General features: G+C 53.3%; 9 protein-coding genes. 5 read left to right on the top strand and 4 right to left on the bottom strand.

The genetic code is table 11. The annotated features are described in order from the left end of the window. Window positions 1–600: 600 nt before the first annotated feature. Together PBOR_RS24835 and PBOR_RS24830 are read right to left on the bottom strand one after the other, a co-directional pair. Entirely contained in the window at window positions 601–2,895 is a 2,295-nt protein-coding gene (locus PBOR_RS24835) for an alpha-galactosidase (protein WP_042216322.1), read from the bottom strand. A gap of 99 nt (window positions 2,896–2,994) precedes the next feature. After that, entirely contained in the window at window positions 2,995–3,984 is a 990-nt protein-coding gene (locus tag PBOR_RS24830; protein ID WP_042216320.1) for a LacI family DNA-binding transcriptional regulator, read from the bottom strand. 192 nt (window positions 3,985–4,176) lie between these two features. Here PBOR_RS24830 and PBOR_RS24825 point away from each other — a divergent pair, with 192 nt between their 5' ends. The 5 genes from PBOR_RS24825 (at window position 4,177) to PBOR_RS24805 (ending at window position 10,604) form a co-directional block, all read left to right on the top strand. Beyond that, window positions 4,177–6,009: a sensor histidine kinase gene (locus PBOR_RS24825; protein WP_042216318.1), complete on the top strand. Its 1,833-nt coding sequence runs from the start codon at window positions 4,177–4,179 to the stop codon at window positions 6,007–6,009. Continuing rightward, window positions 5,987–7,099 carry a response regulator transcription factor gene (locus PBOR_RS24820; protein ID WP_042216316.1) on the top strand — a complete coding sequence of 371 codons (1,113 nt, stop codon included), beginning with the start codon at window positions 5,987–5,989 and terminating at the stop codon, window positions 7,097–7,099. Before PBOR_RS24825 ends, PBOR_RS24820 begins: the two co-directional genes overlap by 23 nt. Before the next feature lie 373 nt (window positions 7,100–7,472). Beyond that, window positions 7,473–8,789, top strand: a complete 1,317-nt coding sequence (locus tag PBOR_RS24815; RefSeq protein WP_042216314.1) for an ABC transporter substrate-binding protein — start codon at window positions 7,473–7,475, stop codon at window positions 8,787–8,789. 74 nt (window positions 8,790–8,863) lie between these two features. After that, window positions 8,864–9,742: a carbohydrate ABC transporter permease gene (locus PBOR_RS24810; RefSeq protein ID WP_042216311.1), complete on the top strand. Its 879-nt coding sequence runs from the start codon at window positions 8,864–8,866 to the stop codon at window positions 9,740–9,742. A 16-nt stretch (window positions 9,743–9,758) separates the two neighbouring features. Beyond that, on the top strand, window positions 9,759–10,604 hold the full coding sequence (locus PBOR_RS24805) for a carbohydrate ABC transporter permease (protein WP_042216309.1): 846 nt from the start codon (window positions 9,759–9,761) through the stop codon (window positions 10,602–10,604). Window positions 10,605–10,794: 190 nt separating this feature from the next. Here the strand turns inward: PBOR_RS24805 and PBOR_RS24800 are convergent, their stop codons facing one another. Further along, a complete protein-coding gene (locus PBOR_RS24800; protein WP_042216307.1) occupies window positions 10,795–12,426 on the bottom strand; it encodes a helix-turn-helix domain-containing protein in 1,632 nt (543 codons plus the stop codon). Between the two features lie 112 nt (window positions 12,427–12,538). After that, window positions 12,539–14,329, bottom strand: a complete 1,791-nt coding sequence (locus PBOR_RS24795) for a sensor histidine kinase (RefSeq protein WP_042216305.1) — start codon at window positions 14,327–14,329, stop codon at window positions 12,539–12,541. Window positions 14,330–14,550: the final 221 nt, after the last annotated feature.

Genomic DNA, 14,550 nt, shown 5'->3' with positions numbered 1-14,550 from the left:
AACATTATCACATTGAAAATTTTATATGCCTCATGAAGGATAAATTTGTTGGATAATCACCCCAGAGTTCTGAACTCATGTGAAGTTTAAATGATGAATGTGTAAGACCATCGTAGCAATCGACGGTCTTTTTTTATGGATATTAAAAGTTGTTCGATCATAATTGCCAACATTAGATATCACACTTTTTTCGACATAGATTCCAACTTTATTTAACCGAAACAGTTGTACAAATTACAACATTGGTTCACAAATATCCGGCTGTTCAGGCAGATTGTTGTACGAAATGCAGGAATTATCCGGCTGAGCCGTCTGAGGGAGCAGAAATGTTGCAGTTTGTACAACAGTTTCAGATTATGGCCGTGATCGCGAGGGAATTGTTGTATTTGGTGCAGGATTTTAAAAGCAGCCGCTTAAGCAGGAATTTACCGCAACAGTAACGGCAGCAACCGCAACCGCAACCGCAACCGCAACCGCAACGGCAGCCTAACCTTTCAATGAAGTATTAGCTATTTTTATTTGATTTATAGCCTCGCCGATCCATATAACAAAAAGGCTTCAGTCCCCCGGGGAGACTGAAGCCTTCTCAATATTTAAGGATTAACGCTGTACAGCTCTCAGGCGATAGGTGCAGCTCGCGTAATCGCCACGCAGGTCGGAAACAACCAGGCCGATACGCATCAGGCGGTCGCCGCCGTGAGGTACGCCGTCAAATGCTGTCTGGAACGGAGCGGAGCTCTGCCCATCAGCAGGTACAGCGGCTTCTCCGCCGCCGTGGCCATTTGCGGTAACACCGGCTGCGCCAGTCTCAATCACATAATCCAGCTCCGGATTGAGCCCTTTGAGCGTAAGGCGCGAGATTGGTGCGTTCGGTATGGCAAGCACCCGGAAATAGGCTACGAAGGCTTCCGTTTTATCTTCGCTGACGAACATCCAGGCGGTGTCGCCGTTACCCTCAAACGGACTCTGCAGGCGATACATATCGCCCTGCTGCACCAGCGTGCGGATTTCCTTGTACTGGGCAATCTGCCGGGCAGCCAGATCCTTCTCGGCACCGGTGAACTTGGTAAGATCCAGCTCATAGCCGAAATTGCCGCTCATCGCTACATCCCCGCGGGTGGCAAGGGAGGTAATGCGGTCTACCTGATGGTTCGGAACCGCTGATACGTGAGCACCCATACTGCTGGCCGGATATACGATACTTGTGCCGTATTGAATGGCCAGGCGTTCAAGCGCATCGGTATCATCACTGGTCCAGGTCTGCGGCATATAGAACAGCATTCCCGGATCGAACCGGCCGCCGCCGCCCGAGCAACTCTCGAACAGGATATCAGGGAAGCGCGAGGTCAGGCGCTCCAGCAGGTTGTACAGGCCGAGCATATAGCGGTGGGCGGTTTCTTGTTGCCGCTCCGGGCTGGCTGTCGCGGAGGCAATCTCGGTCATATTACGGTTCATATCCCATTTGACATAAGTAATCGGTGCGCTGGAGAAGACAGCACTTAATGTCTCATACAGATAGTCGCATACTTCAGGACGCGAGAGATCCAGGATGAGCTGGTTGCGGGCTTCGGTACGGCGGCGTCCTTCGGCATGCAGACACCAGTCCGGATGCTTCCGGTACAGATCGCTGTCCGGAGAGACCATTTCCGGTTCTACCCATAGTCCGAATTGCAGGCCTTCGTTATTGACGCGGCCAGCCAGATCGGCCAGACCTTCAGGCAGCTTGCGGCGGTCTTCGAACCAGTCGCCCAGCGAGCTGTTATCTTTGTCACGCTTGCCGAACCAGCCGTCATCGAGTACGAACAGTTCAATACCGAGAGGACCTGCTTCCTTGGCGATCGCTGCGATTTTGTCCGCATCGAAATTGAAATAGGTTGCTTCCCAGTTATTGACGAGAATCGGACGGGCCTGGTCGCGGTGAACGCCGCGGCACAGCCGGGTCCGGTACAGCCGGTGATAGGTGCGTGACATACCGCCGATTCCTTCACTGGAATAGACGAGCACAGCCTCCGGCGTCTGGAAGGATTGGCCCGGCTCCAGCAGCCAGGAGAAATCAAACGGATTAATCCCGATGCTTACACGGGTCTGCCCGAACTGCTCAACCTCTGCAGTGGCGGCGAAGCTGCCGCTGTAGACGAGGCTGAAGCCGTATACATCACCCTGATCTTCATTAGCGCCGGGGCGGAGCAGGGCAAGAAACGGATTGGTCTGATGGCTGCTTGAACCGCGGCGGCTCTCCAGCGACAGGGCTGCGCCCGGAGTCAGCGGACGGCGCTGAACATGGCGCTCTCTGGCCCATGCACCGCTCAGGTGTAGTGTATCGTAGGCGGAATCCGCGAAATCAACGGATGCGCTGAGGGCTTGTTCAAGCCGCAGCGGAGCCTCACCGTTATGTTCAAAACGTACGGAGCGTGTAATCGCGCTATGACCAGCGAAGACGGTATACACCAGCTTAACGGTCAGACCGGCGTAATCATCCTTCAGGGTAAGCTCCAGTGTCTGGGCTTCCGCTTCATTCTCCGCATAGACGGCAGGCAGTCCTTCAAGGGCTGGCTTGCCCGCTGTAATCGTGTAGCCGGCATATTTGAGTTCAGTGATGCGTGTGCCGTCCGTCAGCTGAACCTGATAGGCAGGACGCCGGAAATCACTTGTTCCATACTGCGGATACTCCTGGGGAAGGGCATCCAGAGAGAGGGTAGGTTTGGACAGCAGCGGGGTTGGGGAGAAGGAAGCACGCTCGCGCAGCTCAAGCGCCCCGGTCAGGCTGTTGTCATGACGGAGCTGTGCGCCCCAGTATACATGGGCGGGATATCCGTCTACCAGTTGAATGATATAGCTGGTATCTTTGGATTGAAGGTGGAACAGGCCTAGCGTTTCATCTGCATAAATGTTCATATTCATAACGCTCCTTGTCGGATGTGATGTGGTCCGGTGCTCCGGTCCGTCATTGCAGCTGTAACATATAATTTCTGCTTGCATAGATGCAGCCTGCGTTTATTCAGGCATTCCGCCGCTGGTCTCCCTGACGATCAGCTTCGTGCCGATAATCGTATGCGAAGGCGCTTCGCGACCTTCGAACCGCTCGGCGAGCAGCTGGACGGCCGCTTTGCCCATCTGCTCGGGATAGGCGCGAACCGTTGTCAGCGGGGGCTGGACGTAAGCGGCCATCTCGATATCATCGAAGCCAACGATAGCCATCTCTGCAGGCACCTTCACGCCGTGGTCGTGCAGGGCGCGGAGGGCGCCGACCGCCAGCGGGTCACTGGCCGCGAAGCAGGCCGTCGGCCGCGTGGCACCTGCCAGCAGCTCGTCCATCATCCGGTAACCGTCGGCGCTGCTCCAGCCGCCAGTGCGCACCAGTCCGGCATCGTAGCAGCCTTGGTTCTGCATCATCCGGCTGAAATGATGCACCCGGCGTTCGCCCTCGCCTCCGCCGCCGATGAAGGCAATATCACGGTGGCCAAGGGCAAGCAGATGGCTAAGTGCCTGATCGACAGCCTGACGGAAATGCGTCCGTACGGAGTCATACTCCAGACGTTCCACGTACTGGTCGACCAGCACCGTCGTGCTCTTGTCGGCATGCAGCCTTTCGAATTCCTTAGGGTCGAAGCCGCCTACGACGATAAGGCCATCGTCTGCCCGGAGCGGGGGCAGCGGGTTACGTCCGCGCAGCGTCTGGCCGAGCACAATCCCCAGCTCCTCGCAGCGCAGCTCAACACCGCGGCGGATCGAGCCGTAGTACGGATCATCCCGCTCTTCTTCCGCTGAACACCAGAGCAGAAGCGAAATAGCCTTGCTGCTCAGCTCGGTCTCCCGCTTCAGCTGTCTTAACCGGGAGGGCTTGTAGCCAAGCCGCTCTGCGACCGCAAACACACGGGTCCGCGTATCGTCACTGACAGCCAGGGACAGGTCATTATTTAGCACTCTCGATACGGTGGCGGCGGATACGCCGGCCTCACGGGCGATGTCTTTAATCGTTGCCAAGCTGCTTCACGCCTTTTTAGTTAATATATTTACTAAAACTTCGCTTTTATCCTACCACCTGTTTGCTTTTCTTTCAAGTGGCTTTTTAGAGGCGCTTACAACCCGGAGCTATAGCTGAATCTTACGGCTTCTAAACCTGCTGTGATTGTGATACCATGTTGGATATTCATTTGAGGGTGGAGGAGAACGAGCTTGGAATACACAACATTCATCAGAAAATGGTTTGGCCGGCTCCGCTTCAAAAGCAAGGTAATTGCGATATTCCTGCCGCTGCTTATCCTGTCTCTGCTTATTCTGGGCGTACTGTCCAGCCATTTATTCAGCCGTTCCCTGATTGACCGGACTACTCGCAATGTGGCTGATGAATCCCAGCTGATTCTTTCCCGCACGGACTATATCCTCCGCAGTGCAGAGACTGCGTCCAATATTATGGTCACCAACATCAACCGCCTCTACGAGTCTTATCCGGGCGATCAGGCAATGCCGCTGGATAAGGTGCGTTTTGCCAATCTGATGCAGAGCCGTCTATCCACAGACCTGTCGATCTTCCGGGAGGTGGATGCAGCCGTATTCGTCGGCACGGACGGAACGGTATATCCTTCTTATACTTCCGGCGGGGATGAGGGAGGCATTGCGTCAAGCGGAATGCTGGAGCGGGTTAAGGCATCGGACAGCTACGGAATTTCGCATTGGTTCGATATGGACAAACGCAGCTACCTGACGCCTGATCCGGCCGTACCTGTACTCACGCTGGGAAAGATGGTCATCAATATTGATAGCGGCGAGCCCCTAGGTACCCTGTTTCTGATGGTAAAAGAGGAACAGCTGTCGGCATTCCTCCAGTCCAGCGATCCCGCGGCACCGAAGGCTTATTATTTCATAGACGGACAAGAGAGGGTCGTAGCGGCGGCGGACAAGAGCAGCCTGCTGCAGCCGGTAGAGCCGGCGATGGCAGCTGAAATCGAAGAAGACAGCCGTCCGCCGGACGCGGCCAGTTTTTCGTACAGGGACAATGGTAATCTGGTTACGGTCAGCCATTACGGGCGGATGGACTGGGAGCTGATCAATGTGGTCTCGCTTAAGCTGCTGACAGCGGATGTACAGCAGAATGTCAGGCTGACAGCGCTGGTCGGAGCCTTGTGTCTGATCTTTTCCCTGTTCGGGGCAAATTTTCTGTCACGGATGGTTGCAAGCCCCCTGGAGAGACTGACGCGGGCAATGCGCCAGGTGGTGAGCGGTGATCTTCGTCCTGTTGCGGCAGCGAGAACGGAGGACGAGATTGGTACGATTGCCGAGGCGTTCAATTTCATGGTCGGCCGGGTAGGTGAATTGCTGGACGAGGTGACAGAGGAACAGAACCGGAAGCGGGAATATGAACTTGCCCTGATCAGCGCACAGATCAAACCGCATTTTCTGTATAACACGCTGGATACCATATATGTCCTGAACGAGCTGGACCGCAATGAGGAAGCGCGGGATACGACCAAGGCGCTGGCGGATTTCTACCGGATGGTGCTTAACAAAGGCAGGGAGCTTATCATTCTGGAGAAGGAAGCGCGGATTACGGATGATTATCTAGCGATTATGCAGATCCGTTACCCCGATGTGTTCCGCTATGAGATCGATATTCCGCCTGAGCTGTCCGGTACACCAATTCCGAAGCTGTCGCTGCAGCCGCTTGTGGAGAACGCGATATATCATGGTTTGAAGAAGAAAGGGAGCAAGGGCTTTATCCGCATCGGGGCCGGTATTTCAGCAGGCAAGGTCATTGTTCAAGTGACGGATAACGGGGTCGGCATGGACGGGGAACGAATCGCAGCCATCATGTCCGGGAGTTCACGGGAGGACGAGGCCCGGTCGATCGGAACGTACAGTGTCCGCCAGCGGCTCAGCCTGTATTTCGGTGAGGAATACGGCTTGACGGTCCGAAGCGCTGCCGGTGAAGGCACTGTAGTAGAGCTGTCACTGCCAATGCTTGCAAATGAAAAGAGGGATGAGCAGGATGTACAAGGTGATGATTGTTGATGACGAGCCGCTGTTCCGCGATTATCTGCGGCTTAAGATGGACTGGCAGCGGCACGGGTTCCGCGTATGCTGTGAAGCGAGGGACGGCCAGGAAGCGCTGCTTGAAGCGGAGAAGCATCAGCCCCATCTGGCGCTTGTCGATATTAATATGCCGTTTATGGACGGCATTGAGCTGGCGGGCAAGCTGAAGGACCGCTTCGAGCGGATTGTCATTGTATTTGTTTCGGGACATAACGAATTTGAATATTTGCAGAAGGCGGTGCGGACGGGCGTGCAGGATTATCTGCTGAAGCCGTTCAACGAAGAGGAAATGCTGGAGATGCTGACCCGTGTCCGGACGAAGCTGCCCCGCCTGTCCACCGACCGGGATGCCGGAGAATTGGCGGCGGAAGGAAGCGGTACGGCGGCGGTCCAGTCCGGACAAGAGGCGGCAGATCTCAGCTCCATCCGTGATGCCATTGTGCTGGGACTGCGGATGAGGGACGGTGATATCCTTGAGGAGGTGCGCAAGGCCATCCGCCAGCTCCGCGGCAGCAAGTGGGGGGACGAATATCCTGATGCGATGATGATGGGGCTGCTCTCACTTGTGTTAACCTTCGCTGGTGAACGCGGATTTCCTTTTCACAGGGTATGGAATAACGATGAGGATAAGGCACCGTATGACAGGCTGAAGGAATGCGGCTCCTGGGATAAGGCTGAGGAATGGCTTATCGGCCTGTACCGCAGGGTGATTCAACTGACGGAGGATGTGAAGCCGACCAAGGCATCGAGCCTGTTCGCCGCAGCGATCAGCTATATTGAACAGCATTACGCGGACGAGAATCTGTCGGCCGAACAGGTGGCAGGCGGCGTATATGTGGATTCCAGCTATCTGCGCCGTGTCTTCCGCAAGGAGTCCGGTTATTCGATTGTCGACCATATTACCCATATCCGGATGAAGAGAGCACGGGTACTGCTGCTGGAAGGCAACCGTAAGCTGGCTGATATTTCGGAGAGTGTCGGATACGCAGATCCCAATTATTTCAGCAAAAGCTTCAAAAAGCGTTTCGGTGTGACACCGACGGAATACGAGCAGCTGGTCAAAAAATAATTATGCCCCGGAAGCTGCGGAGTACGGCGGCAGGGTGTTTCATATCCGTTTAGCCGGAGGTTCCGGTTGAGCGGGATTGGCGGTTCCCGGCAGGGGGCCGCTTTTTCTATAATATGAGAATGGATATGCTTCGCATCACTTGTTAGGAATTATGATCTTACTCTATCGTGTATAAGATAATGAGCAATTACACTCCCGCAGAAACAGCACCGGCCTTAAAGTAAGAGGTAAAGCTGTTTCTGTTTTGTCCCGTTTTTTACGGGTAAGGCCCGTTTTATGCCTTAAGATCAGCGTCTCCCGGAGGCTATAATGTGAAAGTAGCAAGCAGATAATAGTCTTAAGACAACATACTCGCATGAGGGGGATCCACACTATGATCATTCAGCACAAACGTTTAAGCGCACTAATGATAACGCTTTCCATGACACTCCTGCTGTCTGCCTGCGGCGGCAACACCGCTTCAGACAACACTCCGGCTGCGGACACAGCGGCAGAGGGCGGTACAGTCAAAATAAAGGTATACGCCCAGCATTTTGACGATGATACCAAGGGGCCTTTCGATTATGCGGTGGAAGAGCTGAAGAAGGAAATGCCTGAGGTGGAGATTGAGCTTGATCCTGCGGTGCAGGATGGTTATCAGAAGCTTAAAACTTATGCCGCTACAGGGAACATGCCGGATATATATTTCACAGACTGGGCCACCCTGCAGACCTTTGCCAAATCGAAAAATGTAGAGCTTCTGGATGACTATGAGACTACTGCGGAGTACAAGAAAAATCTTAATCCGGGTGTAGAATCGCGCCTGGTTGCACCGGACGGACATGTATACGCCTATCCTGATACCGGCATCGAGTTCCAGCTGATCTACTATAACAAAACCATCTTCGATAAGGTTGGTATTGCCACACCGATCAAGACGATTGATGAGCTGGCAGCTGCTGCTGTGAAATTAAACGCAGCAGGGTATGTGCCCATGTCGATTTTCGCCAAGGAAAAGTGGATCAGCGCCGCCTTCTATAACGGTCTCGTGACCCGTGAAGAGTCTCAGGGCTTCGGCGCACTGGGTGAACAGGGAATGACAGAGCTGCCGCAGCCGTTCGTTACCGCAGCAGAGCAGCTGGAACAGCTTCAGCAGGCTAAACTCTTCGACGCCAACGCTACGAACACGAACTATGATCAGGCTTCCTCGCAGTTCTATCAAGGCAAGTCCGCGATGTTCGTTAACGGCCAATGGGAAATCTACAGCGCAGCGGAGAAGCTCGGCGACCAGGTAGACTGGATGTATTGGCCGGCCAAGGACGAAGCGACTTATGAAGCGTCCAAATATTATATCGATGGTGCAGGGGCACCGCAGGGTTATGCCGTATCTCCGGCTAGTGCCAACAAAGAAACGGCAGTTAAGGTAGCAGCATTCCTGGCAGCGAAATCAGCCGAGTATAAATATACGCAGCTGGGCAGCCCGATAATTTCACCAAAAACCGACAAGCCGATCGCTTCAGACGTACCTGTTATGATGCAGCGGGTTGCCAATGAACTGCTGCCTAACGCCAAGGAATACGCTAAGCTGCTGAGCAATACACAAATTCAGAATGCGATCAATGACAATGCACAGAACATGCTGGTGGACGGCTTCACTACAGATAAGTTCACAGAGAACTTGAACCGTACGCTGGAGAAGGAAAATAAGTAGAGTGTAACCTGCCGGACCCTGTGGCCTTTTGCCCCGGAGCCCGGCTGTAATGAAACAAGGAGGGGAAGAACCGCATGAATAAATACTTGGGAAACAAACCGGCGCTGGCGCTGTTTCTGCTCCCTGCCCTGTTGTTATACAGTGTCATCCTGATCTATCCGGTCCTGCAGACGGTCCTGCGGAGCTTCTACGACTGGGATGGGCTAAGTACAGCTACCTTCACGGGTCTGGCTAATTACCGTGAGCTGTTCAGCGATCCGCTGTTATCCACTTCGCTGAAGAACGGGCTGCTGTTTGCCATTGTGCTGGCCGTATTCCAGATCGGTCTCGGTACAATTCTGGCGCTCGTCTGTGCCAATCCGCAGATCCGCGGACGCAAGCTGCTGAAGACGGCGTATTTCATCCCTGTAGTGCTCTCCGTTACGGTAGTCTGCCAGCTGTGGATTGCGATGTACGATCCGACGAATGGCCTGGTGAACAAGCTGTTCGAGCTGCTGCACATTCCTTACCGCCAGAACTGGCTTAGCTCACCGACACAGTCTATTATTGCTATTGCTTTTGTAAATGCCTGGCAGTTCATGGGGTATCAATTCTCGCTGCTGTATGCCGGAGTTAAGGCTGTGCCGGAGGATTACTTCGAGGCTGCTACGATTGACGGCTGCGGCAAGTGGCGGGCCCACTTCCATGTAACGCTGCCGCTGATGCGCGAGACTTTCAAATTCTGCTTCACGATTGCCATCACCTCCGGGATCGGCGCATTCGTGCAGATGCTCATTATGACCAACGGGGGTCCGGGGACCACCAACTATACGTTGACCTTCATGATTTACCGTTATGCCTTTATGGAGAGCAATTATGGATATGCCTGCGCAGTATCGGTTCTGCTTGTGATGATCTCGCTTGTGGCTACGCTTGTCATTAACAAGGTATTCGACCGTGGACAGAACGCGTAAGGGAAAGGAGAACGACATGAATTCAAAAACTGCATTCCGGTCCATCGGCCAAATCCTGCTGCAAATACCGCTATGGCTGTATTTTATCGTATCCATTTATCCGCTGTTCTGGATGATCTCATACTCGCTGAAAAATAATGACGAAATCTTCGTGACCAATCCGTTCGGCTTCCCGACGCACTTCCGATTCGAGAATTATGTGAATGCCTGGACGCAGTTCAATATTCCGCGGTATTTCATGAACAGCTTTGTCGTATCTACTATTTCTACGCTGTGCATTCTTCTTCTGGCGCTAATGTTCGCCTTCGCCGTGGCGCGGATGCAGTGGAAGTTCCGCTCGGCTGTCCGGACGTATATGATTGTCGGGATGTTCATGCCGTTGCAGGTAATCATGATTCCGCTGGCAATTCTGGTCCGCGACTTCCATCTGACCAACACCTTCGGCGCGCTCATCATCCCCTACATTGCTATCGGCCTTCCATTCTCCACGATGGTATTCTATGGTTTCCTGGTGAGCATTCCCCGGGAAATTGAAGAGGCAGCCTGCATTGACGGCGCGAGCATCTACCGCCTGTTCGGCCGGGTTATCCTGCCGCTGGCCCTGCCGGCCATCGCTACGATTGCCATCTTCCAGTTCCTCAATAACTGGAATGAATTCACTTTGGCATATATTCTGATCTCAGACGAGAATATGAAGACACTGCCGCTTGGTCTGCTCTTCTTCCAGGGCTCTTACAGTACCGACTGGGGGGCGATGGGGGCAGTGATGACCATTGCCTCGATTCCGATGGTGCTGGTCTATCTGCTGCTGAGTGAGCAGGTGGAGCGTGCCATGACCGTAGGGTCTGCGGTGAAGGGTTGATAATTGTATTATAAAAAAAGTGCCCCAAGCTGCCGTGTATTGGCTGCTTAGGGGCACTTCTCATATATCGGCAGATTTCTTGAGGACTGGAGAGTCGTTATTTGCCTGAATACCGCCATTCGGCAGGCCATGCGGACTCATGTCCACTTCCATATCCTCTAACTCAATCATCCTCATCAGCCGCGTTCCCTCATTGACTCCGCACATCCTCCGTACCTGATTCGATCTGCTGCATGTAGTCCCGGGGGGAGAGCCCGGTGACCTTCTTGAACACCTTACTGAAGTAAAAGGCGCTCTCGTAACCGAGCTTCTGCGAGATCTCGTAGATGCGGCCTTCCCCGCGGACCATCATTTCCTTGGCGGCGGTGATTTTGATCTCTGTGATATACTCTACATAGTTCACCTTGGCGACCTTGGAGAACAGATGGCTCAGATAGTTGGGACTGAAATTGAATACATCCGCCACCTGATTGAGCGAGAGCTTGCTGCCGAGATTTCTTTTGATATATTCCTGGACATTCTTCACAACCTGCTCCTTATAGCTCTGTCTGCGGGTGGAGAGAATGTCCGAGCAACCGTCGCGGAACTGGATCAGCCAGCCGGCGATCTCTTCTATAGTATGCATCTGATAAATGGCCCGGTAGCCCTCCGGTTCATTCTCAAATATCTGTTCTACAATGTTCTCCCCGTCCGCCAGCAGGGAAGTGGCCATATACAGGATGTTGCAGGCGGCATCGGTGGCGGGAACCAGCAGGTCGGACCGGCCGTCGAAGATTTCGATCATTCTGGAGATAATGGTGTATAAGGCCCGGGTATCCATCTCTTCAAAAGCCCGGCGGATCTCCGAACGTGATTCGGAGAAATCGAACAGCAGATGCTCCTGCGCCAGCGCCTCGCCCTCGGTGAAGAAGACGAAGGAGCGCTCTTTAACCGCAGCCGGAAGCGCCTTCCGGGCGGCAAGATAGCTCTCCCGCAGCAGATAAGGATCTTCGACGGCGAAGCCGATGGCCCCGATGATCGTCACATTGAAATAGTTGTGCAGCACGGAGGCCATGTCCCCAAGCAGCTTCTGGATGTCCGGCATCCAGAGCCGCGGATCCGTCTCCGGGACAGGCAGGGCCACAGCGAAATTGCGCAGATCAAGACTGGTTACATAACAGGGGCTGACGGAAGAGAGCGTATCCTTAGCCATCTGTACAGTGCTGGAGCATAAGGCGACCAGCTTATCCCCGCGCGGCGGAACCGTATCCGGGCCCAGAATACGGCAGGTGCAGACCAGATAGGCAGCCCCTGGCAAATCCAGGTCCAGATCCTCTTTCTGCAGGAGGTACTGGTTCTTGTTCTCGAACAGGTTGTTGAACAGGCGGATGAAGAATTTATCGCGCTGGGCCTGGATATTCCCGCGGTGGACCAGCTTCGGGTAGCTCTCCATCGCCTGGTAAGTCTCAAGTATGCCAATCGCTCTGCGGATGGATTCGGACAGTGCCTCCGGGGTCAGCTCCAGCTTCACCAGATAATCCGTGGCCTGCACTTCAATCGCGCCGCGGGCGTATTGAAATTCTTCATAGCTGGTCAGCATAATGAAGAGCGGCAGCCGGCCGTACTTCTTGCGTACCGAGCCGGCTACCTCGAGGCCGCTCTTAATCGGCATTTTGATATCGCTGATTACGATGTCCGGACGGAGCGTGTCGATCATCTCTTCCTCCTGGGCGCCGTTGTGGGCGATGCCGACAATTTCAATATTGAACTGCTCCCATTTCAGCATGGACTGCAGGCCGATACAGACCAGAGCCTCGTCATCAGCGATTAATAATTTGATCAAGTTCATCACATCCTTGCTAAGTTTGCTATGTTGTGGGGTGGAGTTTTGGGGTCCCCGCAAAGTACCTGAGTAAACATCGAAGCTAAAGCCCCACTTTGTGGGGTTATCTTGGCTACTCCCTCTGCAGGAAGGGCAGCAGCAGCTTCATGATGGTATATTGTCCAAGTTCACTCTCAATAGACAAGCCGTAATTCCCGCCAAAAGCCAGCTGCAGGCGTTCATTTACGCTGCGCAGTCCGACATTCTCCAGCATTCCCTTGGATTCGTCCTCAGGAACGGATAGGATCGTGGAGATTTGCTCTTCTTTCATGCCGACACCATTGTCTTCGATGGTGACCAGGATATCGGCGAATCCGCTTTTGGACACCGTGATGACAATATCGCCTCTGCCCTTGGGCTCAATGCCATGGAAGATCGCGTTCTCCACCAGCGGCTGCAGGGTGAACCGCGGAATCAGGCCGGTGAGCAGCTCTTCATTCTCAATTTCCTTGACCATGGTGACCGTGCTGCCATAGCGGTATTTCTGAATCAGGAAATAGTCATCCAGCAGGCTCAGCTCATCCTTCAGCGGCATCAGCCGCCGGTTATCCTTGGCGATGCTGCGGAGCAGTCTGGACAGTGAAGTCGTCATCTCCGCAATACCTGTAGCATTCTGGATCGTGGCCATCCATTTGATCGAATTCAGGGTGTTATACAAGAAATGCGGATTGATCTGACTCTGCAGCATCCGGTATTCCAGCTCCTGCTTCTGTTTCTCGTCGGCGAGCCGGCTGTCCATGAGGGCCACGATGTCCTGGGACAGGCGGTTGATACCGCGTCCGACGTCGCCGAGCTCGCTTTTCCACTCAATATTGCGGTCAATCAGGAAATTGCCCTGGGCAATCTTATCGATGCGCTTCTTGAGCTTCTCTACCGGAAGACTGATGGTACGGGTCAAATACAGTGTAATGATAGCGCTTAAGACAATGACCAGGAGGACGACGCCGATCATGACCAGAATCCATATATTTGCCTTAGGCGCGAACTGGTCATTCGATAAAGTCTGGGACAGAATGACTCCGCTGCGTACGGGATAAGATACCACAATATGGCTTTCTTTATCATCCGTAAGCTTCACCATAGACAGCTCGGTCTGCGGGCCGACAGGCTTGTCATTGGTATAGGCCACCGGTTCATAAGGTTCTGTAATGGCAGTGACCTGATCACCGGTGAGCTGATAATGATGATTGCCGAGCGTCAGCAGCAGCCGGGAATTTTTAGGCAGAGAGTATCCCTTCAGCTTGTCGGTTATAACAGAGGTATTGGCTAACATATATACCGTTCCAACCCGTACAGCCCCTTTGCCGTAAATCGGAAACACAAACGGGATTCCATTCGTGTTGGAGAGCGGGTCCTTGATTACCTGATCCCACTGCTCCTCAGCAACTGCATTAAGGCCGGCGATATGACCGATATTGTGTATGGTAAGGGGAACGGAGGTGCCAGTGTTATCCACCTGCAGGAACTTTCCGTTGTTATCCGTAACAATCAGGCGGCGTGCATAGCTGTTCGAGCGGTTATTCAGGAATTCCTGCTGCATCGAGTTGAAGACATTCACAGCTTCCTTGGAGCTGGGGTTCTTGGACGCGAAATAGTTCGTGATCAGGATATTGGTGGACGAGTTGGTACTGCAGGTCATGGCCAGGGCAGATAGATTAATCAGATCCTGTTCAATAATATGGGAAACCAGCTGCAGATTGAACTCGGTCGCCTGGATGGTTGTTTTACGCTGATAATAAGTAATCAATTCATAGCTGAAAAAAGACAGCAGCGACGCGATCAGCAGTGCGAAGACGGCCATGAGCAGAATGATGCGGCTTTTAATAGTAGATTTTCTTACCGTCGTGAACACTCCTTTGTCCATTGTGAAAACATATTAAGCGTTTTCATCTACCTTATCATATTCCTGCGTTTCAATACAGGGCAAGGAGTAGAAGCTGAGAATTTTACATGTTTCGGATAGGATATTACAGGTTTAAACCGGACGGGGGGGCGAAGAGCACAGAAAAGTGAATGATCTGTGTTTGATATTGCATCCCAATCCCGCTTGAAAAGGCTTACACTTTGAACTAAGGCCGGATCGAC

Origin of the sequence: Paenibacillus borealis, assembly GCF_000758665.1 — a bacterium.
GTDB classification, from domain to species: Bacteria; Bacillota; Bacilli; order Paenibacillales; family Paenibacillaceae; genus Paenibacillus_AQ; species Paenibacillus_AQ borealis.
Note: the sequence above shows the minus strand (reverse complement) of the source record. Positions and strands in the feature narration are given on the sequence as shown.